Source organism: Klebsiella sp. M5al, assembly GCF_002090195.1.
GTDB lineage: Bacteria > Pseudomonadota > Gammaproteobacteria > Enterobacterales > Enterobacteriaceae > Klebsiella > Klebsiella grimontii.
This window is the reverse complement of sequence record NZ_CP020657.1, coordinates 3,326,625-3,348,952: the sequence shown is the minus strand read 5'-3', so window position 1 is coordinate 3,348,952 and position 22,328 is coordinate 3,326,625. Positions and strand designations below refer to the sequence as shown.

18 protein-coding genes are annotated in these 22,328 nt (G+C 59.4%); 10 read left to right on the top strand and 8 right to left on the bottom strand.

Going from position 1 to position 22,328, the window contains the following annotated elements:
• Genes pcaF through pcaC form a run of 4 tightly spaced genes read left to right on the top strand, consistent with a single transcriptional unit; the run spans position 1 to position 3,695 of the window.
• Positions 1-1,203, top strand: a complete 1,203-nt coding sequence (gene pcaF / locus BWI76_RS16135) for a 3-oxoadipyl-CoA thiolase (protein ID WP_004135572.1) — start codon at positions 1-3, stop codon at positions 1,201-1,203.
• A gap of 9 nt (positions 1,204-1,212) precedes the next feature.
• Positions 1,213-2,565, top strand: coding sequence for a 3-carboxy-cis,cis-muconate cycloisomerase (locus BWI76_RS16130; RefSeq protein ID WP_064371793.1), 1,353 nt, complete (start codon positions 1,213-1,215; stop codon positions 2,563-2,565).
• Positions 2,555-3,322: a 3-oxoadipate enol-lactonase gene (pcaD, locus tag BWI76_RS16125; RefSeq protein WP_064371792.1), complete on the top strand. Its 768-nt coding sequence runs from the start codon at positions 2,555-2,557 to the stop codon at positions 3,320-3,322. Before BWI76_RS16130 ends, pcaD begins: the two co-directional genes overlap by 11 nt.
• Complete coding sequence (gene pcaC / locus BWI76_RS16120; protein WP_004135574.1) at positions 3,312-3,695, top strand: 4-carboxymuconolactone decarboxylase; 384 nt, start codon at positions 3,312-3,314, stop codon at positions 3,693-3,695. The genes pcaD and pcaC overlap by 11 nt, the downstream gene beginning before the upstream one ends.
• An 83-nt stretch (positions 3,696-3,778) precedes the next feature.
• On the opposite strand, the gene fumA is transcribed toward pcaC, so the two are convergent.
• Both fumA and BWI76_RS16110 read right to left on the bottom strand, forming a co-directional pair.
• A complete protein-coding gene (gene fumA, locus BWI76_RS16115; protein ID WP_064342768.1) occupies positions 3,779-5,434 on the bottom strand; it encodes a class I fumarate hydratase FumA in 1,656 nt (551 codons plus the stop codon).
• A gap of 52 nt (positions 5,435-5,486) precedes the next feature.
• On the bottom strand, positions 5,487-6,992 hold the full coding sequence (locus tag BWI76_RS16110; RefSeq protein WP_004135580.1) for an anion permease: 1,506 nt from the start codon (positions 6,990-6,992) through the stop codon (positions 5,487-5,489).
• Between the two features lie 627 nt (positions 6,993-7,619).
• On the opposite strand from BWI76_RS16110, the gene BWI76_RS16100 reads away from it, so the two are divergent.
• On the top strand, positions 7,620-10,397 hold the full coding sequence (locus tag BWI76_RS16100; RefSeq protein WP_004135582.1) for a flavocytochrome c: 2,778 nt from the start codon (positions 7,620-7,622) through the stop codon (positions 10,395-10,397).
• Between the two features lie 67 nt (positions 10,398-10,464).
• Positions 10,465-11,415 carry an FAD:protein FMN transferase gene (locus BWI76_RS16095; protein WP_064371791.1) on the top strand — a complete coding sequence of 317 codons (951 nt, stop codon included), beginning with the start codon at positions 10,465-10,467 and terminating at the stop codon, positions 11,413-11,415.
• Here the strand turns inward: BWI76_RS16095 and dcuR are convergent.
• From dcuR to BWI76_RS16080, 3 genes are all read right to left on the bottom strand, one after another.
• A complete protein-coding gene (gene dcuR, locus BWI76_RS16090; protein WP_004119659.1) occupies positions 11,396-12,115 on the bottom strand; it encodes a two-component system response regulator DcuR in 720 nt (239 codons plus the stop codon). The two genes, BWI76_RS16095 and dcuR, sit on opposite strands and share 20 nt — an antisense overlap.
• Positions 12,112-13,731: a sensor histidine kinase gene (locus BWI76_RS16085; RefSeq protein ID WP_049086138.1), complete on the bottom strand. Its 1,620-nt coding sequence runs from the start codon at positions 13,729-13,731 to the stop codon at positions 12,112-12,114. Before BWI76_RS16085 ends, dcuR begins: the two co-directional genes overlap by 4 nt.
• Before the next feature lie 107 nt (positions 13,732-13,838).
• Positions 13,839-14,735, bottom strand: coding sequence for a LysR family transcriptional regulator (locus BWI76_RS16080; RefSeq protein WP_064371790.1), 897 nt, complete (start codon positions 14,733-14,735; stop codon positions 13,839-13,841).
• 107 nt (positions 14,736-14,842) lie between these two features.
• On the opposite strand from BWI76_RS16080, the gene BWI76_RS16075 reads away from it, so the two are divergent.
• From BWI76_RS16075 to BWI76_RS16060, 4 genes are all read left to right on the top strand, one after another.
• Positions 14,843-15,583 carry an SDR family oxidoreductase gene (locus BWI76_RS16075; RefSeq protein ID WP_064371789.1) on the top strand — a complete coding sequence of 247 codons (741 nt, stop codon included), beginning with the start codon at positions 14,843-14,845 and terminating at the stop codon, positions 15,581-15,583.
• A gap of 222 nt (positions 15,584-15,805) precedes the next feature.
• Positions 15,806-16,711 carry an N-acetylmuramic acid 6-phosphate etherase gene (locus BWI76_RS16070; protein ID WP_004135589.1) on the top strand — a complete coding sequence of 302 codons (906 nt, stop codon included), beginning with the start codon at positions 15,806-15,808 and terminating at the stop codon, positions 16,709-16,711.
• A gap of 286 nt (positions 16,712-16,997) precedes the next feature.
• Complete coding sequence (gene mqo, locus BWI76_RS16065) at positions 16,998-18,653, top strand: malate dehydrogenase (quinone) (RefSeq protein WP_004135591.1); 1,656 nt, start codon at positions 16,998-17,000, stop codon at positions 18,651-18,653.
• A 215-nt stretch (positions 18,654-18,868) separates the two neighbouring features.
• Complete coding sequence (locus BWI76_RS16060; RefSeq protein ID WP_004135593.1) at positions 18,869-19,795, top strand: LysR substrate-binding domain-containing protein; 927 nt, start codon at positions 18,869-18,871, stop codon at positions 19,793-19,795.
• On the opposite strand, the gene mdcH is transcribed toward BWI76_RS16060, so the two are convergent.
• Genes mdcH through BWI76_RS16045 form a run of 3 tightly spaced genes read right to left on the bottom strand, consistent with a single transcriptional unit; the run spans position 19,785 to position 22,266 of the window.
• The gene (mdcH, locus tag BWI76_RS16055; protein ID WP_064371788.1) at positions 19,785-20,687 is read right to left on the bottom strand and encodes a malonate decarboxylase subunit epsilon; all 903 of its coding nucleotides are present in this window, start codon (positions 20,685-20,687) and stop codon (positions 19,785-19,787) included. The genes BWI76_RS16060 and mdcH overlap by 11 nt on opposite strands.
• On the bottom strand, positions 20,684-21,304 hold the full coding sequence (locus BWI76_RS16050; protein ID WP_004135597.1) for a malonate decarboxylase holo-ACP synthase: 621 nt from the start codon (positions 21,302-21,304) through the stop codon (positions 20,684-20,686). The genes mdcH and BWI76_RS16050 overlap by 4 nt, the downstream gene beginning before the upstream one ends.
• A gap of 2 nt (positions 21,305-21,306) precedes the next feature.
• Positions 21,307-22,266, bottom strand: coding sequence for an AEC family transporter (locus BWI76_RS16045; protein ID WP_024358025.1), 960 nt, complete (start codon positions 22,264-22,266; stop codon positions 21,307-21,309).
• Positions 22,267-22,328 lie beyond the last annotated feature (62 nt).

The window sequence follows — 22,328 nt, the reverse complement described above, 5'->3', positions numbered from 1 at the left end:
ATGAATCAGGCATTTATCTGTGATGCGGTGCGCACGCCGTTCGGCCGCTTTGGCGGTACCCTGGCCACCCTGCGCGCCGACGATCTGGCGGCGCTGCCGCTGAAAGCGCTGCTGGAACGCAACCCGGGACTCGATCCGGCGCGTATTGATGATGTGATTTACGGCTGCGCCAACCAGGCGGGGGAAGATAACCGCAACGTCGCGCGTATGGCGCTGCTGCTGGCCGGACTGCCGGAAAGCGTACCGGGCAGTACCGTTAACCGCCTGTGCGGTTCCAGCCTTGATGCGATCGGCATCGCAGCGCGCGCGATTAAAAGCGGCGAAACTCAACTGATGATCGCCGGCGGCGTGGAGAGCATGTCGCGGGCGCCATTTGTGATGGGCAAGGCCGAAAGCGCCTTTAGCCGCACGATGCGGATGGAAGATACCACCATCGGCTGGCGCTTCATTAACCCGCAGATGAAAGCGCTGTACGGCGTGGATTCGATGCCGGAAACGGCGGAAAACGTGGCGGACGATTTCGCCATTTCGCGGGCGGATCAGGATGCGTTTGCGCTGCGTAGCCAGCTGCGTACGGCGGCGGCGCAGGAGGCGGGGCGTTTTGCCGACGAGCTGATCGCCGTCTCGGTGCCGCAGCGCAAGGGCGAACCGCTGCTCTTTAGCCGCGATGAGCATCCGCGCACCACCACGGCGGAAGCGCTGGCCAGGCTTCGCGGCGTGGTTCGCCCCGACGGTACGGTGACGGCGGGTAACGCCTCCGGGGTTAACGACGGCGCCTGTGCGCTGCTGCTCGCCAGCGAGCAGGCGCTGGCCGCCAATGATTTACAGCCGCTGGCGCGCGTAGTGGGCGTCGCGACGGCAGGCGTTGCGCCGCGAATTATGGGATTTGGCCCGGCGCCGGCGGTACGTAAGGTGCTGGCGCAAACCGGGCTAACGCTTGGGCAGATGGACGTCATTGAACTGAATGAAGCCTTTGCCGCTCAGGCGCTGGCGGTGACGCGCGATCTGGGCCTGCCCGACGATGCGGCGTACGTCAACCCTAACGGCGGCGCGATTGCCCTCGGGCATCCGCTGGGGGCTTCCGGCGGTCGTCTGGCAATGACCGCAGCGTATCAGCTGCGCCGTACCGGCGGGCGCTATGCGCTGTGCACCATGTGTATCGGCGTCGGTCAGGGGATCGCGCTGATTATTGAACGCGTTTAAGGAGCCACAATGAGTTTGTTGACCCCGATGATGCGCACCAGTCCGCTGACCGCCTGGTTCAGCGACGCGCAGCGGGTGCAGGGGATGCTGGATTTTGAAGCCGCGCTGGCGCGCGCCCAGGTCGAATGCGGCCTGGTGCCGCAGGCGGCCCTGACCCCGATTCTTGAGACTTGCCGGCACGAAAACATCGATTTTGCCGCGCTGGGGCAGGCCGCCGCCAGCGCGGGAAATCTGGCGATCCCGCTGGTCAAACAGCTGACCGCGCGGGTCAGGGAACGGGATGAAGCGGCGGCGCGCTACCTTCACTGGGGGGCGACCAGCCAGGACGCTATCGATACCGGCTTTATCCTGCAGCTGCGCGGGGCGCTGGCGGAAACGGAGTCCCTGCTGCAGCGTCTGCTCGACGCGTTGGCCAGCCAGGCACAGCGATATCAGGATACGGTGATGCCGGGCCGGACCTGGATGCAGCACGCGCTACCGGTGACCTTTGGCCTTAAGCTTGCCGGGACGCTGGATGCGCTGCTGCGCTGGCAGACTCGCCTGCGGGAGATGCGCTCGCGGGTGCTGGCCCTGCAGTTTGGCGGCGCAGCGGGTACCCTGGACTCCCTTAAAACCCAGGCGCCGCAGGTCGCCATCGCGCTGGCGAAAACCCTCGACCTGCAGCTGCCGGACACACCCTGGCACAGTCAGCGTGACCGGCTGCTGGAGGTGGGAGCGTGGTACGCGGGGGTCTGCGGCACGCTGGGTAAATTCGCCAATGATTTTTCGCTGCTGATGCAAAGCGAAGTGGCGGAAGTGGCGGAGCCGGTCGCTGAAGGGCGCGGCGGGTCGTCCACCATGCCGCACAAACGCAATCCCATCGCCTGCGCCGCTATTTTGACCGCCGCCCAGCGTACGCCGGGGCTGGTGGCGACGCTATATACCGGGCAGATCCAGCAGCATGAGCGGGCGCTGGGCGGCTGGCAGGCGGAGTGGGAAACGCTGCCGGAGCTGATGACCCTCGTCGGCGGCGCGCTGGCGCAGAGCGAAGCGCTGGTGCGCGATATGCAGGTCTTCCCGCCTAAAATGCGCGCCGACCTTGAGATCACCCATGGCCTGATTATGGCGGAGGCCGTGACCCTGGCGCTGGCGGAGTTTATCGGCAAAGCCGATGCTCATCATCGCATTGAGGCGCTGTGTCGTCAGGCGCTGGATACGTCATGTTCGCTGCAGAGCGTACTGGAAAACGATCCGCAGGTCAGTGAACATCTCTCCGCCGACCGCTTAACCCAACTGCTGGATCCGACGACGGCGACCGGCAGCGCGGCACTCTTCGTGCGCCAGGTTGTGGCGCGCTATAAGGAACAACTTCATGAATGTTGATTATCAGATTGATGGGCCGCAAGACGCGCCGGTCATCGTGCTCTCCAACTCGCTGGGCACCACCCGGGCGATGTGGCAGCCGCAGCTTGAGGCGTTGACGCAGCATTTTCGCGTGCTGCGCTACGATACCCACGGTCATGGCGCCACGCGTAAAAACGGTAAAGTGACGCTGGCGCAGCTCGGCGAAGATGTGGTTGCGCTACTCGATCATCTTAATATTGCCAAAGCCTGGTTTTGCGGAATTTCTATGGGCGGTCTGACCGGTCTGTGGCTGGGACGCTTTGCTCCGGAACGTTTTTACGGGCTGGTCGTCGCCAACACCGCCGCGCGTATTGGCGACCAGGCAAGCTGGCTGTCGCGCGCCCGCGCGGTGCGTCAGGAAGGTATGGATGTTGTCGCCGCAGGCGCGGCGGATCGCTGGTTTACCCACGCGTTTCGTCAGAAGACGCCGGAAGTGGTGGCCGCGCTCTGTCACCAGTTGACCCATATCGATGCGGAAGGCTATGCGGCCTGCTGTGAAGCGCTGGCCGCCGCCGATCTGCGCGCAGAAGTCGCGCAGATCCCGATTCCGGTGCTGATTGTCGCCGGGGAAAGTGACCCTGTCACAACGGTGGCGGATGCCGATTTTCTGCATCAGCAGATCCCGGTCTCTGAAGTGGTTGTACTGGCGGCATCGCATCTATCGAATATCGAAGCGCCGAAAGCGTTTAGCTCGGCGCTGCTGGGTTTTGTTCAGGGGGAAAAGCATGGACGATAAGCAGCGTTATCAGCGGGGAATGGAGGTACGGCGCAAGGTGCTCGGCGATGCCCATGTCGATAAGACGCTGCAAAAGCTGACGCCGCTGAATGAAGAGTTCCAGGATTTCATTACCCGCTACGCCTGGGGAGAGACCTGGACCCGGCCGGGGCTCGATCACCATACTCGCAGCATGATCACCATCGCCATGCTGATCGCCCTGAACCGCGAAGCTGAGCTAAAAATGCACCTGCGCGCGGCGTTTAACAACGGCGTCACCCGCGATGAGCTAAAAGAGCTGATTATGCACTCCGCGCTCTACTGCGGCCTGCCCGCCGCCAACGCCACGATGCACCTGGCGCAGCAGGTATTTGATGAGATGGATGCTGTTTAGCCGCCACCCGGCAGGTTTGTCGCTCATCTCAGGCCGTCATGCGACGGCCTTCGACAGTGACCCGCCGCCAGGGGCGGTTAATATCACCCTCTTTGCTGTGAACAGCCCGCGCACTGCTTATTCTGGATCTGTTGGAAGAAGTCATTGCCTTTGTCATCCACGAGGATAAACGCCGGGAAGTTTTCCACTTCGATTTTCCAGATGGCTTCCATCCCCAGTTCAGGATAGGCCACGCACTCCAGGCTCTTGATGCTCTGCTGCGCCAGCACCGCCGCCGGGCCGCCGATGCTGCCGAGGTAAAAACCGCCGTGCTTATGGCAGGCGTCGGTGACCTGCTGGCTGCGGTTGCCTTTGGCCAGCATCACCATGCTTGCGCCGTGGGATTGCAGCAAATCGACGTAAGAGTCCATGCGGCCAGCGGTGGTGGGGCCAAGGGAGCCGGACGCATAGCCTTCCGGGGTTTTCGCCGGACCCGCGTAGTAGATCGGGTGATCTTTGACGTACTGCGGCAGTTCCTCACCGTTATCGATAAGTTCCTTCAGCTTCGCATGGGCGATATCGCGGGCCACAATAATGGTGCCGTTGAGGGTCAGACGCGTCGAGACCGGGTGGGCGGAAAGCTGGGCCAGAATCTCGCTCATCGGCTGATTAAGATTGATGCTGACGACCCTGCCTTCACCCTGCTGGCGCAGGTGTTCAGGGATATACTGTCCCGGGTTGCTCTCCAGTTTCTCAATCCAGATACCGTGGCGGTTGATTTTGGCTTTGATATTGCGATCCGCCGAGCAGGAGACGCCCATGCCCACCGGGCACGACGCGCCGTGGCGCGGCAGGCGGATGACGCGGATATCGTGCGCGAAGTATTTGCCGCCGAACTGCGCCCCAAGACCGAGGTTTTGCGCCTCCGCCAGCAGTTCCTGCTCCAGCTGAATATCGCGGAAGGCCTGACCGTGCTCGTTACCTTCGGTCGGCAGTTCGTCGTAATAGTGGGTAGAGGCCAGCTTAACCGTTTTCAGGGTGGACTCCGCCGAAGTGCCGCCAATGACGAACGCGATATGGTACGGCGGGCAGGCGGCGGTTCCCAGGGTGCGCATCTTCTCGACGAGGTAGTTTTTCAGCTTCGCCGGCGTAATTAATGCTTTGGTTTCCTGGTACAGATAGGTTTTATTCGCCGAGCCGCCGCCCTTGGCGATGCAGAGGAATTTGTACTCCTCGCCGTCGGTAGCGTAGAGGTCGATTTGCGCAGGCAGGTTAGTGCCGGTGTTGACCTCTTTATACATATCCAGCGGCGCATTCTGCGAATAGCGCAGGTTGTCCTCGGTATAGGTGTTATAGACGCCGCGGGCGAGGGCCGCTTCATCGCCGCCGCCGGTCCACACGCGCTGGCCTTTCTTGCCCATAATAATCGCCGTGCCGGTATCCTGGCAGGTGGGCAGCACGCCTTTGGCGGCGATGTCAGAATTGCGCAGGAACTGCAGCGCCACATACTTATCGTTATCGCTGGCTTCAGGGTCGAGAAGGATCTGCGCGACCTGTTTCTGGTGGGACACGCGCAGCATAAACGCCGCATCGTGGAAAGCCTGCTGCGCCAGCAGGGTAAGGGCCTGAGGGTCTACTTTGAGGATCTCCTGGCCTTCGAATTCGGCGATGGAGACGTGCTCTTTGCTTAGCAGATAGTATTCAGTCTTATCTTTTGCCAGCGGAAACGCTTCCTGATAGACAAACGGTTTAGTCGACATTGCTTTGCTCCCTAAGAGTAAAACCGCCGGGGTTCAGCCCGACGGTTATGAATCAGAACATCATGGACATCCACGGATAGCCAATCAGCAGCAGGGCGGCCAGGAAGATGGCGCCGAAAATCGTGCCGAGACGCCAGTAGTCTTTGGTCGGCAGATAGCCGCTGCCGTAGTAAATTGGGCTGGGGCCGGTGCCGTAAGGGGTGATGATCCCCATCACGCCGAGCGAAGTCACCATCAGCAGCACGAAGACCTGCATATTCATCCCCGGAATGGTGGAGGCGATAGTCAGCATCGCCGGCAGCAGTGCGGTGGTGTGCGCGGTGGTGCTGGCAAACAGATAGTGCAGCAGGTAGAACGCCAGCAGCAGGACGACGGTCGCGACGCCCGGGGAGATACCGCTCATCAGCGCGCCGCCCTCTTTACCCAGCCAGGCGATAAAACCGGTGGAGGAGAGGCCGTCGGCCAGCGCCACCAGAGTGGCGAACCAGGCAAAGGTATTCCACGCCGCTTTGTTGCTGGTGATATCGTTCCACGAGAGCACGCCGGTCCACAGCATCAGCACGATAACCAGCAGGGCGGCCAGCGCTGGTTCAATCCATTCGGCGGCGAAGATCCACATCATCAGCGCGAAGCAGACGAAGACCAGCAGCAGGATTTCATTGCGCGACAGGCGGCCCAGTTTTTCCAGCTCGCGGGCGGCCCACAGCGGCACTTCATCGTTGACCTTTACTTCCGGCGGGTAGAACCAGTAGGCCAGCAGCGGCATCGTCAGAATCAGCAGGATACCCAGCGGCAGGAAGGCGATAAACCAGGTGCCCCAGGAGATATTAATGCCGACGATGCTTTTCACCAGCGCCAGCGCCAGCAGGTTCGGCGCGAGCGCAGAGAGAAACATCGAACTGGTGATACAGGCGGCGGTGATCGCCACCCACATCAGGTAGGAGCCGATGCGGCGCGCGCTTGGGTCGTTAGGTTTAGAGCCGTACAGCGGCGGCAGGTTAGCGATAATCGGGTAGATGGTCCCGCCGCTGCGCGCGGTATTGGACGGCGTGAACGGCGCCAGCAGCAGGTCGGCGAAGGTAATGGCGTAGCCCAGCGTCAGGCTGCGGCGGCCGAGATATTTCACCAGAATCAGCGCCAGACGGCGGCCAAACTGGGTTTTATCGTAGCCGGCGGCAAACATGAAAGCACCGAAGATAAGCCATACGGTGGAGTTACCGAAACCGCTCACCGCCCATTTGAAGGAGGCGCCGGCAAGCTTAAAGTTCGGCGCGGCCAGCTGTTCAGGGCTAAAGAGTAGCCATTGGCTGCACAGGGCGATGACCACGACGCCGGTAATACCAATCACCGCGCCGGGCAGCGGTTCGAAGATCAGACCGACGATCACGCCGACGAAAATGGCAAAGTAGTGCCAGGCGTAAGGGGGGAGCCCTTCAGGCACCGGGACGAATAAGAGTAAAACGGCAACGATAATGGGCATCGCCATCATCAGCAGACGTTTATAAGCAGCATTTTTTGCTGCACCGGCAGGCGGTATGGTTGTCTGTTTCTCTTTCATAATGAGTATCTGCAAGTAGTTAAAAATAAGTTTTTGTCACCGGCTAACCGTCCGATTTCTTTAGTTTCGAAAGTTTCTTTAATTATTAATTGTCGGTTGTGGTTATTGCGCTGACCGTTATTTAACGCAGTTTACTGAGCGCTAAATTAAAATATTTGGTTATTTATATATTGCGCTTTCATGCGCCGTTGCAATTGATTGAGATCAAGAAAAGCGGGTTGTCAGACACTTTTTTATTATTGCGGATAACCCTGTTTAGTGAGGTGTTAATTTGTGGGGAATATGACTAAATGTTAAATTTTAATTGATTTGCATAATGAGTTTTAATTTTATCTATTTGAATTGTAATATTTTTATTTTCTTTTGCTTGAGCTGGATGTGTTAACAATGGTTTCCGATTTGTTATCGTTTATCTCTGTTGTGTGAATAAAATATTTTTAATTAATAATACAAAGGAGGTAGTGATGTTATTGCTGGTATTAAATAGTTTTTTAACTAACGTAATTACTTTAGTAACTAAAAATAGCGTTATATTATTGGCATGACTTAAGGGATTACTAAATACAAGTATAAATAATTCCGTCACCCAATTCTGAATTTTCAATATTTAAAATCTGGAGCGTCATGATGACCAGTAACCAACGAATTTTACACCCTTTTACTTTACCGAACGGCACCGAGCTAAAAAACCGCCTGTTGATGGCGCCGATGACCACCTGCACCGGTTATTTTGACGGTACCGTGACCAGTGAACTGGTGGAGTACTACCGCGCTCGCGCCGGCAGCATCGGCGCCATTATCGTTGAATGCTGCTTTATCGATGATTACGGTCTGGCGTTCCCCGGCGCTATCGGTATCGATAATGATGAGAAAGTGGCCGGTCTGGCGAAAATCGCCGCGGCGATCAAGGCCGAAGGCTCAAAAGCGATTCTGCAGATCTACCACGGCGGCCGGATGGTCGACCCGCAGCTTATCGGCGGACGCCAGCCGGTCGCTCCGAGCGCAATCGCCGCGCCGCGCGATGGCGCAGCCACGCCGCGTGCTCTGAGCGGGGAAGAAGTTGAAGGTATGATCGCGAAGTTTGGCGAAGGCGTACGCCGCGCCATTCAGGCCGGTTTTGACGGCGTCGAAATTCACGGCGCGAACACCTATCTGATCCAGCAGTTTTATTCACCAAACTCTAACCAGCGCGACGACGAGTGGGGCGGCAGCCGCGATAATCGCGCCAGGTTCCCGCTGGCGGTGCTCGACATCACCCACAAAATGGCCCGCCAGTACGCCGACGACGCCTTTATTATCGGCTACCGTTTCTCCCCGGAAGAGATGGAAGTCCCCGGCATCCGTTTTGCTGACACCATGTACCTGCTGGAAAAACTGGCCGCCCGCGGCGTGGGCTATCTCCACTTCTCGGTTGGCGCCACGCTGCGCCCCTCTATCGTGGATACCAGCGATCCCACGCCGCTGATTGAAAAATACTGCGCCATGCGCTCTGAAACCCTGGCGCAAGTGCCGGTGATGGGCGTGGGCGGCGTGGTTAACGCGGCCGATGCCGGGCAGGGGCTGGATCACGGCTACGACCTGATGGCGGTGGGCCGCGCCTGTATCGCGTATCCTGACTGGACCGCGCGCATTGCCGCCGGCGAAGAGCTGGAACTATTTATTGACAGCACCCAGCGCGAAGCGCTGAACATTCCGGAACCGCTGTGGCGCTTCTCGCTGGTGGAGGCGATGATCCGCGATATGAGCATGGGCGACGCCAAATTCAAACCGGGGATGTTCGTCGAAACCGTTCAGGACGACGCCAACGAACTGGTGATCAACGTCAGCCTGGAAAACGACCGCATCGCCGATATCGCCCTGGCGGCGAGCCCGGTACAGACCGTCGAGTTCACCACCAGCTTTGAAGAGATCCGCGAGCGGATCCTCAGCGCCAACACCCCGCACGTGGATGCGATTTCCGGCGCGACCAGCCAGAGCGAAGCGGTGAAAAAGGCGGTTTCCAAAGCGATGCTGAAGTCCAGTAAAGCGCTGGCCGCCGAAGAGGGCGCGGGCGATGCGGCGCCGAAAAGCTACGATGTGGTGGTGGTCGGCAGCGGCGGAGCCGGTCTGGCGGCGGCGATCCAGGCGCACGATGAAGGCGCGAGCGTTCTGATCGTTGAAAAAATGCCGACCATCGGCGGCAACACCATCAAAGCCTCTGCCGGGATGAATGCCGCAGAAACCCGCTTCCAGCGCGTAAAAGGCATCGAGGACAGCAAAGAGCTGTTCTACCAGGAAACGCTGAAAGGCGGCAAAAACAAAAACGATCCGCAGCTGCTGCGCCGCTTCGTGGAGAATGCGCCGGAAGCCATTGAGTGGCTGGCGCGTCGCGGCATTATGCTTAACGATATCACCACCACCGGCGGGATGAGCATCGACCGTACCCACCGTCCGCGCGACGGGTCGGCGGTCGGCGGCTACCTGATCAGCGGCCTGGTGCGTAATATCACCAAACGCGGTATCGATGTCCTGCTGGATACGTCGGTGGAAGAGATCCTGATGAGCGGCGATGAGGTCAGCGGCGTGCGCCTGCTCACCGATGAAAACGAATCGGTTGTGGTACAGACGAAGAGCATTGTGGTGGCCACCGGCGGCTTCAGCGCCAACAGCGCGATGGTGGTGAAATACCGCCCGGATCTGGCGGGTTTTGTGACCACCAACCATAAAGGGGCCACCGGCGGCGGTATCGCGCTGCTTGAACGCATCGGCGCGGGCACCGTGGATATGGGCGAAATCCAGATCCACCCGACCGTCGAGCAGCAAACCTCGTATCTGATTTCCGAATCGATTCGCGGCGGCGGGGCGATTCTGGTGAACCCGCAGGGCAACCGCTTCTTCAACGAAATGGAGACCCGCGATAAGGTCTCCGCCGCGATTATCGCGCTGCCTGAACACTTCGCGTATATCGTCTTTGACGAGCACGTGCGGGCGAAAAACAAAGCCGCCGACGAGTACATCGCCAAAGGTTTCGTCACCAGCGCCAGCTCGCCGCGCCAGCTGGCGGAGAAACTGGGGATGGATTACCATGCTTTCCTCAATACGCTGGAGCGCTACAACGGCTTCGTTGAAAAACAGCATGACGATGACTTTGGCCGTACCACCGCGCTGCGCGCGCCGATCAATGAAGGCCCTTACCATGCGATTCGTATCGCCCCGGGGGTTCACCACACGATGGGCGGCGTGACCGTTAACACCGATACCGCGGTGCTAAACGCCGGTCATCAGGTGATTGCGGGCGCTTTTGCCGCGGGCGAAGTGGTGGGCGGCATTCACGGCGGTAACCGCATCGGCGGCAACGCGGTGGCCGATATCATTATCTTCGGGACCCTCGCGGGCCATCAGGCGGCGAAACGCGCCAGAAGTTAAGCGTCAGCGACCCCCGCCGGGCTGGCAAATTGACGGCCCGGCTTCTTATCTCTCTGAGGAGGGCGATATGTCCGACAACCGCGTCTACAGCTACTCCGCCGTACTGATGGGGTCGCCCATTCTCCTCAAGCTCTACGTTCACGATGAACCGCTCGCCTCCCGCGTCTTTCAGCTGATTAAAGGCTATGAAGATCTTTTCACCGTTAACCGCGCGCAGTCCCAGGTGATGGATATCAACCATGCCGCCGGGCGGCATCCGGTGACGGTGAGCCGCCCGGTGTATGCGCTGATTAAATGCGCCAAAGCCGCTAGCATGGTACGGGACAGCGCCTTTAACCTGGCGATCGGTCCGCTGGTGAAGCTGTGGCGCATCGGCTTCCAGGGGCAGAGCGTGCCCGCCGCACAGGACATTGCCGCTCGCCTGACGTTAACGCGTCCGCAGGATATAATCCTCGATGACGCCGCCGGCAGCGTCTATCTTGCCCGCGCGGGAATGGAGATTGACCTGGGGGCCATCGCGAAAGGCTATATCGCCGACCGGGTGCGCGATTATTTGCGGCAACAGGGCGTGAGCGCCGCGCTGATTAATCTCGGCGGCAACGTCCACACGCTGGGCGAATGGTCTATCGGGTTGAAAAAACCGTACTCGGCGGCGGATGCGCTGATTGGCAGCATTGCGGTGGCGGGGCAATCGGTGGTGACCTCGGGCATTTACGAACGCTACTTTGAGCAGGACGGCAAACGCTGGCACCATATTCTCGACCCGCGCAGCGGCTACCCGCTGGATAACGAGCTGGAAAGCGTAACGATTATTTCCGCCGACTCGCTGGACGGCGATATCTGGACCACCCTGATCTACGGCCTCGGCGTAGAGAAGGGATGCGCGGCGCTGCGCCAGCGCGAGGATATCGAAGCGATTTTCGTCACCAAAAACCGCGACGTTATCCTCTCTTCACAGCGCCATTTCCGCTTTCAACTGCTGGATGACGGCTACCGGCTTACTGGCTGTACTGCTTAAGCAGGCCGTACTGCTCGGCTATCAGGTGGTAGCGATACACCGGGCGTCCGGTGGCGCCATAGTGAATGCTGGTATAAAGAATGTTAATTTGCGCCAGCCAAATCAGGTATTTACGGCATGATACCCGGGATATATTTACCGCTGCCGCCAGCTCGTCGGTGGAGAACTCCACATCCGGATGGGCATCAATCCACTGACAGAGGGTACGCAGCGTCTGCGGCGTCAGGCCTTTTGGTAACTTGCGCGAATCGGCGGCTTCCGGCACGCCGCCGTGGAGCAGCCGGTCGACGTCCGCTTGTTCATAATAGGGTTGACCGGTCATCAACTTGCGTTTTTCGCGCCAGGCGGTCAGCGCCTCTTCAAAACGCGGAAACTGGAAGGGTTTGATCAGATAGTCCACCACGCCGTAGCGCATGGAAGCCTGAACCGTCGCGGCGTCGGCGGCAGAGGTAATCATTATCACGTCGATAGCCCGCCCGGAAGCGCGAATGGCGGGCAGCAGATCGAGACCGCTATCCTGCTGCATGTAGACATCCAGCAGCACCAGATCGATCTCCAGATCCTTGTCGTTAACCATCTCCCTGGCTTTACTCAGCGTCGACGCCGTGCCGCTGCAGCGGAAGCCGCTGACTCGCCCCACGTACAGGCGGTTCAGTTCGGCAACCATGGCATCATCGTCAACAATTAATACATTTATCACGCACTTTTCCTTTTACTGTCCCACGGGAGATGAACGAAAAATTGGGTAAACACGCCGGGTTCGGATTCTACGGCCAGCGATCCGCCGAGTTCGCGAAGCTGCTGGCTGGCGAGAAACAGCCCGACGCCGCGGTTTTCGCCTTTAGTCGAGAAGCCCTTATTAAAAATATCATCGATAAAGGCTTCCGGGATACCGGGACCATCATCGCTGACTTCGCCGCTTAGCCAGCCGTTCTGATAGTGCAGCAGCAGGCTGACCTCGCCTTCGGCCTGCCCGCTCATGGCATCCAGCGCGTTCTCGATTAAATTGCCCAGCACCGTCACCAGCACGGTGATCTGTTTTTCATTCGGGCAGTCGGGCACCAGGCTCTCTTCGGCGAGGGTGAGGGTAAAACCCCGCTCCTTAGCGCGCTGAATTTTGCCGATCAAAAAGCCGGCCACCACCGGTGATTTAATCCGGTGCTGGATTTCGCCGATATCCGCCTGATAGGTGTGGGCGGTCTGCAGCACGTACTCCTCCAGCTTGTCGTAGCTTTTCATATTCAACAGGCCGAGAATCACGTGCAGCTTATTCATAAATTCATGCGACGTGGTGCGCAGGGCATCGACATAGTTCACCATCCCGTCGAGCCGCTGCAGCAGCTGGCTAACTTCGGTTTTGTCACGAAAGGTGCTGATCGCGCCGACCACGTCATCCTCGTCGCGAACGGGAACCGTGTTGCTGATCAGCAGCAGACCGTTGCACCCCAGCTCGCGATCGTAAATCGGCTCGCCGGTTTGCAGAACCTCCTGCAAATCCGCCAGCAGCGGCGTTTGCGCGATGTCGCTATCGGGGCCGCTGAACAGGATATCGCGCGCGGCGGGGTTAATCAGCGTCACCTGGCCGTCGGCGTCCACTGCCACCACGCCCTCTTTTAAAGAGTGCAGCATCGCCTGGCGCTGCTGGAACTGCGTTGAGATCTCCTGCGGCTCGAGGCCCAGCAGAACACGCTTCAGGCCGCGGACCAGGCTCCAGGTGCCGACGGCGCACACAACCGCGCTGAACAGCACGGTCAGGATCACGTCCCAGCGGCTGGCGGCGATCTGCGTATCCACTTTGCTCAGCGAAATGCCAATCGCCACCACGCCGATTTGCCGGCGGCTGTCGTCAAACACCGGGGTGAAGACCCGCAGCGCCGGAGCTAGCACGCCGTGGTTGACGGCGACGTTCTCCTTGCCCGCCAGCGTGGGCCGGATGTCCTCGCCGATAAAGGGTTTGCCGATAATCTGGCTATTGGGATGCGAGTAGCGAATACCGTCCATATTGGTGACGACGGCAAACAGCAGGCCATTGCGTCTGGCGACGGCCAGCGCCAGCGGCTGGATAATACCGCTCTCCGGCGGCAGCGTCAGGCCGCGCTTGACTTCCGGGGCGTCGGCCAGCGTCCGCGCCACCGCCAGCGCCGTATCTTTGACGCCGTCGCGGGTTGCGCCGCTAATCTGCATAAACCACAGGGCATAGACCAGAATCAGTACTGAACCGATGACGCTGCCGATCATTAAGGTCACGGCGGTGCTCAGCTTCATACTCATTGCGCGTTTACGCGCGGGCGATGCCGGCTGCGCGAATTCATTCATACCCACCCCAGGACAAAACGTTTAGACAGGTATTATCGCTGAACCAGCACCTTTCATAAAGCCGTGTAATAAAAGCAAAATCAGCCTGACCGCCAAGCAGGCGGTCGCTATCTGCCGCCGACGGCCAGCAGATAGTCGATAAACGTCCGCAGCGGCGATGCCATTTGCCTACGGCTGGGGTAGTAAACGTAAAAACCGGGGAAAGCCGGGGTCCACTCTTTTAATCGCTGAACCAGCTGGCCCGTCGCCAGCCAGGGATCAACCTGATGGGCAAACTGATACGCAACGCCTGCGCCTGCGAGCGCCAATGGCGTCAGCATGGCCGGCTCATCGACCACGATGGGGCCTTTGACCGCAATCTCGCAGCTTTCGCCGTCGCGCTGAAACTCCCAGCGATACACGCTGGCGTCGCTTGGCCTTCGATAGGTCAGGCAGGGATGCTGCAGCAAATCCTGCGGTTTATGAAGCTGCGGCGCCTGCGCCAGGTAGCGCGGCGAGGCGACGACTTTCATTTCGAGGTCACCGCTCAGCCTGACGGCAACCATATCCTGATGGAGCTTTTCACCGAGACGAATTCCGGCATCGAAACCTGCCGAAACGATATCGACCAAAGCGTCATCAGTGACGATATCCAGCTCAATTTTGGGGTAGCGCTGCATAAAGCCGCCCAGTACCGGCGCCAGATAATGAATCGCGGCGATGCGCGAAACATTGAGGCGCAGGCGGCCCGCAGGCGCGCTGGCCGTCTGGGCATCGGTCACCGCGTCCTGGAAAGCCGCCAGCGCAGGGGCCAGCCGCTGCATCATGCGTTTACCGGCCTCGCTCGGCGCGACGCTGCGCGTGGTTCGGTGTAATAAACGTACGCCGATGCGCTCCTCAAGTCGGCGGACGGTTGCGCTTAAGGTGGAGGTCGTAACGCCGAGGTGCGCCGCCGCCCGGGTAAAGCTGCCTTGCTCAACGACCATCGCGAAGGCTTTTAATTCCGCAAAATCACTTCCCCGCATTATGGCGATTTCCCCAAACAGTCTTGTTGATAATAGGCATATTATCAAATAGTCCCTCGCTGGTTACCATCCTGATGAATATCATTTAACGGACAGGGGAAACGACGATGGCGAGATTTAGCGCAAAAAGAGTTCTTATCACCGGCGCGACCAGCGGGATCGGGCTTGCCGGAGCACAGCGTATCGATCGCGAAGGCGGTTGGGTGATTGCTACCGGGCGCGATCCCCGGCGGCTGGCGCTGCTACGCCGACAGCTCTCGGATCGGGCCAGGGTCATCGACAACGATGCCAGCGATCCCCTGACCGGCGCGGCGCTGGCCAAGGAAATTCACGCCTCCGGCGGGCTTGATGGTCTGTGGCTCAATGCTGGATATGCCGCCGTTGGGGAGCTATCGCAGATTGATGCCGCGGCCTTTGATCACATGATGGCGACCAACGTGCGCGGGCCGGTTCTTCAGATGGCGGCGCTCGCCGGGAAGCTTAATCCGGGGGCCTCGGTGGTGGTGACGGCATCCACTTCCGCTTATGAGGGGGCCGCGGCGGCGAGCCTCTATTCGGCGACAAAAGGGGCGCTGATTTCATTAACCCGCTGCTGGGCATCGGCGTTAGGGGAAAAAAATATCCGCGTCAACGCCCTGGTTCCCGGTCCGATTGATACCGATTTTCGTCATTTTATGCGCGATGAGGCGCGCCGCGAGTTTGAAGCCTCGGTGGTCAGTCGCCTGGCGCTTCACCGTCAGGGGACGGCGGCTGAAGCGGCTGAAGTGGCGCTGTTTCTGCTTTCCGACGCGGCGTCATTCGTCAGCGGAGGCCAGTACGCCGTTGATGGCGGGCTGACCCTGCGCTAATTCATCCTTGACGTCTTAGCTTAACCTCGTCGCGCCTGTGGTTGGATAACGACCAATCGGCAGCTGAATGGCTTCAGGGAGGCGAAAACTGTGACTCCGGTGGCGGTAAAGCGCGTCGCTTAAGCTTTACACTGCCATTAATAGCCATGGTCAATGAAAGGGTTTGCCTCAGGCCTGCGCTTTCGTCCCAGAAGGTTCTTTCGCGTTTAAATGGAGGTTTTTATGAGCAGTAAGCCAACCGCTTCAATGATGGAACGACGCCACCCTGAAACCACCCATATTGATAGTCTTGCCACCCTCGATATGCTGACGCTGCTGCACAAGGATGATAAGCGGATTGCCGATGCCATTGAGGCCTGTTTGCCGGCGATCGCGCGCCTGATTGATAACGCGACGGCGACGCTCAGCCGAGGAGGGCGGCTGGTGATTGTGGGGGCCGGGGCATCGGGCCATGCCGCCGTGCAGGCGGTGAGTGAATTTACCCCGGAGGGAAAACATTCGCTGGTCGGGCTGATTGCCGGCGGGCCGACCGCCGCCCGCCAGGAGCGGGACGCCGCGGCGAATAACTACAACCTTGGGGCTTTTGAACTTCAGGCGCTGCAGTTCAGCAACCAGGATATGCTGCTGGCGCTGACGGTCAGCGGTAAAACGCCATGGGTCTGGGGCGCGATGCGCCACGCCTGGTCGCTGGGCGCGCCGATTGCGGTTGTGACGCAGCAGGCCGCGAGCGAAGCCGCGCAGCTGGCGGATATCATCATCGCCCCGCAAACCGGGCCGGAGGCGGTGGCGGGCTTTGGTAATCCGAAAGCGCAAATCGCGCAGCGGCAGATCCTTAACATGCTGACCACCGGGCTGGCGATTCGCGCGGGACGGGTATATCAAAATCTGCGGGTCGATCTGCAGGCCAGTACCCCGCACGAGGCCGAGCGGCAGATAGCCATCGTGATGGCGGCGACGGCGTGCTCGCGCAGCGAGGCCAAAGCCGCGCTGGCCAGCTGCAATCAGCACTGCCGGACGGCGATATTCATGTTACTCAGCGGGCTGGATGCCTGGCAGGCGCGCGAGCTGCTGGCAGAGCATAACGACCATCTGCGGATTGCGCTGCGCGCGGCGCAGACGGTCGCCTGAATGAACGCACCCGGCGCGTATTCGCGCCGGGTGATAATTTAATTCGCCTATAGCGCTGGCGTTATTCCCCACCTTTTATCCTTTTATTTTTTTTATTCCTGCGCGGGTAAATCGCTATTGCTTTCCCTATTCTCCATGTCGGCGTTGTTTTTACTTTTTTAAGTTAAAAAACCAGGTTAATGGTAATTAGCTATGTGTGCGAAAGTGTAAATGATATTTTAAAATAAAGTAAAAGTGCGTTAATATGTCCGCTCTTATTACACTTGTGCTATGTGATATTTCTATTATGCCTGCAATTAAAAATACGATTATATCTATGACCGCATTAGCGATGTTCGTCAGTACGGCGACTTTCGCAAATGACGATACCTCGAAAAAAACCGATTTCCTGCTGATTGGCGGCGGCATTATGAGCGCGTCGCTGGGGACCTGGCTGCATGAACTCCAGCCGGACTGGAAGCAGGTCATGGTTGAGAAGCTGGATGGCGTCGCGCTGGAGTCCTCTAACGGCTGGAACAACGCCGGTACCGGACACTCGGCGAATATGGAGCTGAACTATACGCCGGAACGCCCGGACGGCACCATCGACGTCAGCAAAGCGCTGGATATTAACGAACAGTTTATGATCTCCCGCCAGTTCTGGACGGCGCAGGTCAAACGCGGCATTTTGCACGATCCGCACTCCTTTATTAACTCCACCCCGCACATGAGTTTCGTCTGGGGAGATAACGTCGATTATCTGCAAAAACGCTACGCTGCGCTGCAGCAGACTACGTTATTCCAGGGGATGAAATTCTCTACCGACCACGCGCAAATAAAAGAGTGGGCGCCGCTGGTGATGGAAGGGCGCGATCCGCAGCAGCGCGTTGCGGCGACCTGGACCCCGGTGGGTACCGACGTTAACTATGGGGAAATAACCCGCCAGCTGATCGGTAGCCTGAAGAAAAATAACAACTTCACGCTGCAAACTTCTTCAGAAGTCACCGATTTTAAACGCAACGCCGATAATTCCTGGCACGTCACGATTAAAAACGTGAATAGCGGCGAGGAGCAGGCGATCGATGCGAAATATGTATTTATCGGCGCCGGCGGCGGCGCGCTGAAATTACTGCAAAAAACAGGTATTCCGGAAGCGGATAATTACGCCGGCTTCCCGGTAGGCGGTTCCTTCCTGATGACCGAAAACCCGGCGGTGACCAAAGCGCACCAGCAAAAAGTTTACGGTCAGGCCTCGGTGGGCGCGCCGCCGATGTCGGTTCCGCACCTTGATGCCCGTTTCCTCGACGGCAAGCGCGTGGTGCTGTTTGGGCCATTCGCCACTTTCTCGACCAAATTCCTGAAAAACGGTTCGTTCCTCGACCTGCTGAGCACCACCACCACCGATAACGTGCTGCCGATGACCCACGTGGGTCTGGACAACTTCGATCTGGTGAAATACCTCATCAGCCAGGTGATGCTGAGCGACGACGATCGTTTTGCGGCGCTGAAAGAGTATTACCCAAGCGCGCGTAAAGAGGACTGGAAGCTGATTCAGGCCGGTCAGCGCGTACAGATCATCAAAAAAGACGCAGAGAAGGGCGGCGTGCTGAAGCTGGGCACCGAAGTGGTGGTCGACGAGCAGAAAACCATCTCCGCGCTGCTGGGCGCTTCGCCGGGGGCTTCTACCGCCGCGCCGATTACCCTGAACGTGATTAAGCAGATGTTCCCTGAGCAGTTTAATTCGGCGGAATGGCAGCGCCGTATTCACGATATCGTACCGAGCTACGGTCAGAAGCTGAACGGCAACGTCGCGCTGACCCAGCAGGTTTGGGATGACACCGCGGCTGCGCTGCAGCTGACCAAACCGCCGGTAATTGAGATGAACGCCACCGCGCCGGTGATGACCGCCAAACCGGCAGAGCCGAAGGCGGAAACGTCGCCGCAGCACGATATGGCGCTGTAAGCCCGCGCCGTTGACATTGCCCGGTGGCGGCTGATGCCTCACCGGGCCCACGGGCCTCCCTTCGCCGTCCCGGCGAAAACGATACATTGTCATTATCCCTCTCCTCGCGCTGATATCCCCCTTCCGGCTAATCCTTCATTCGTTAATTGCGGTTATACTGTCTTGAAATTACGAAAGAAAATGCAGGTGAAGACCGAAATGCGGAGCGCAGGGCAATGAAAGACGACATTAATCAGGACATCACCTTCCGCAAGCTGTCGGTATTTATGATGTTTATGGCTAAGGGCAATATCGCCAGAACCGCTGAAGCTATGCAGCTGAGCGGCGTTAGCGTTCACCGGGCGCTGCATACCCTGGAAGAGGGCGTCGGCTGTCCGCTGTTTATTCATAAAGGGCGCAATCTGCTGCCGCTGCCGGCGGCGTGGACGCTGCTGGAGTACTGCCAGGATGTGATGAGCCTGATGACCCGCGGGCTGGAGGCGACGCGCAAAGTAGCCGGCGTCGGGCAGGGGCGGCTGCGGATCGGTACGCTGTACTCGCTGACCCTTGAAACCGTGCCGCGCATTATTATGGGCATGAAGCTGCGTCGTCCGGAACTGGAGCTGGATCTCACCATGGGCTCCAATCAGATGCTGCTGGATATGCTCGAAGATGACGCGCTCGATGCGATCCTGATCGCCACCAATGAAGGTGAATTCAATAATTCGGCGTTTGATGTGGTCCCGCTGTTTGAGGATGATATCTTCCTCGCCGCTCCGGCGACGGAGCAGCTCGATACCACCGCCCCCGCCGAGCTACGCGATTACGCCAGGCGTAAGTTCGTTTCGCTGGCGGAAGGTTTCGCCACCTATGCCGGATTTCAGGACGCTTTTCAGGTGGCCGGATTTGAGCCTGAAATCGTCACCCGAGTGAATGATATCTTTTCGATGATTAGCCTGGTGCAGGCGGGGGTAGGCTTTGCCCTGCTGCCGGGCCGCATGAAAAAGGTCTATGAAAACGATGTTCAGCTGCTGAAGCTGGCGGAGCCGTATCAGATGCGCCAGCTGATCTCCATTGTCTACTCGCACCATCGCGAGCGCGACGCCGACCTGCTGGCGCTGGCGGCTGAAGGGCGGATGTACGCCCGCAGCCTCAGCCGTTAAGCCGGTTCGCAAGGTGACGGGCGACGTCGATACCGCTGCGCTCCAGCGAAATGCACTCTCCCTGCCAGCCCGCCTGGCGGGTGAGGCAGGTCAGCACGCCGCCGGGGGGCATCTCGATCGCCAGCCGCGCGTCCCGTTCATCGGCGGCGATCGTGGCCTCCTGCCAGCGCACGGTTCGCGCCATATTCAGCGCCAGATCGTCGGCTATTCGCAACGGGTCCCATAACACGCGCGCCGTGGAGCCGCTCAGATACGCGCAGCGCGGTCGTTGCAGCGTGACGTCAGAGAAGGCTTTTGCCAGCTTAGCCGCCGGTTCATTCAGCAGCGCGCAGTGGGAAGGGACGCTAACCGCCAGCCGCTGAGCTTTACTGGCCCCAGCCGCCAGCGCCAGCTGGGCCACGCGCGCCATCTCGTCGTCGCGTCCGGCAATCACAATCTGCGTTTCAGCGTTAAGGTTGGCGATATAGAGGTCGCTGTCGGCAATCAGCTGTTCCACGCGGTCGAGCGTCAGGCCCATAATGGCGGTGAGCCCGTAGCCGTGGGGATAAGCCTGCTCCATTAAATCGCCGCGTAGCGCCACCAGCCGCAGGGCGTCGCTAAACGCCAGCGCATCGGCAATCACCGCCGCCGGGAAAGCCCCAATCGACAGGCCGCTGACCATGTCCGGATTCACTCCGTGACGCCGCAGTTCTCGCGCCCAGGCGACGCCTGCGATCAGCAGGCACAGCTGCACCGCGCGCGTGTGTTTTAACGCGGCGGCGCTATCTAAATGGTCTACTTCTTCGCCGAGCACGGTCCGCGCTTCGGCGAGAATATTCTGGCGGTCGGGAAGGTCGGCCAGCATATCCGGCCGCTGGTTTCCCTGACCGGGAAAGGTAAAGAGAATTTTCATGCTTCCTCCCTGTTCCACGGCGACGCGGTCAGGCGCGCGCCGCGGGACGTTTTCAGCAGGACGCGGTCATCGCGCAGCCACTCATTTAGCGCAAACGCCCCGACGGGCGTTTCGACCTGGGTATCCGCCCGGCACGGCAGCTGCGCGACGCGGGACTGCCAGGCGAGCAGCGCCTCGCGGGGAAGCGGCAGCGGCGCGCGGATCAGCAGATCGAGATCGCTGGCGGCGTGCAGCACGGGAATTTCGGTGGTCAGCGCGTAGCCGGTACCGCCGGTAATGCCCCAGCGCCACGGCCAGGGATGTAAGGTCAGTGATATCGCCGCCTGAACCGGCGGCTGAGAGACAAACGGCGAGCGCAGGAGCAGCTGGCGGTCGGCGAGGGCTTCCGGGCTGACGGTACGGACGATATTTTCCCTCAGTACCCAGCCTGCGGCCCGCTGCTCGCGTTTCATACCCCGTACGCCCACCGGAACGCGGGCGTCGGCGTCAACGTCGCGTCGTACCACCACCGGCAGGCTAATACGCCAGTGCTGTGCGACCCAGGGCTCCTCAATCGCCTCCAGCGCGGCGGCATTATTCAACCAGATTAAATCGTGAGGACGCGGCGTTAATGACATCGTTAGATCCCTGACGTTAAAGTGATAAACAGCGGCAGCGACAGGATACACAGAACCGAGCTTAACAGCAGCACCGCTTCCGCATCCGGCGACTGCACGCCAAAGCGGTTGCCGAAGACCACGCCGAAGAAACCGGCCGCGAGGGCAATCATCAGAATCGCGGTAATGGCGATTGAACCGTGCAGCCCCAGCAGCATCACCAGACCCCAGGCGATAAACGGCTGCACCAGCAGTTTAACCACGGTAGAGGTGGCAATCAGCGTATTGAGCTGCAGCTTGCGCGCTGACAGGATTACCCCGGTGAGGAACAGCGCCGCGGCGGTCGCCGCCAGGCCCAGCGGCTTGATAGCGGCCAGCAGCAGATCCGGCATTTTGATACCGATCGCCGAGAGCACAACCCCCAGCAGCGGACCCCAGACAATCGGTTTTTTCACCGAACGCCACATCAGTACCGGCAGCATCGCCAGCGTCGAACCGCTGTTCTCTCCGGCGGCGAGCGCTTTTTCACGCTCCAGAATCAGCAGGCAGAACGGCGTCATCAGTACCGAGCCGCAGGCGATGGAAACGGCCACGGAGAGGGAGGTTGACGCGCCTTCGCCGAGCACGCTGCCCAGAATCGGCAGGCCAAGGGCGGCGTAGTTCGGCAGCGCGACGGTCAGGGTTAGCACGGCGGCATCCTGCGGCGAGCGCTTGAAGACGCGGGTGGCGAGGAAGTAGATGGCCGCATAGGTAATCCACATCGCTCCGGTGAGCACCAGCACCAGCGGCGATTGCGCGACAATACCGCTCCACGGCGTTTGCACCGTGGCGCTAAACAGCGTCGCGGGCAGGGCGAAATCCATTACGAAAATGTTGAGTAACGAGACGTTTTTGTTGTCGACCATTTTGGCCTTACCGGCCCAGAAGCCCAGCAGCATAATGACAAAAATCGGCGCGAGGGCATGAATAATCACATAAGTCATAAATCACCTGTTAATAAAATAGAGTACTGGCGCGATTGTTATAATTTCTAAAAGCGGTCTCT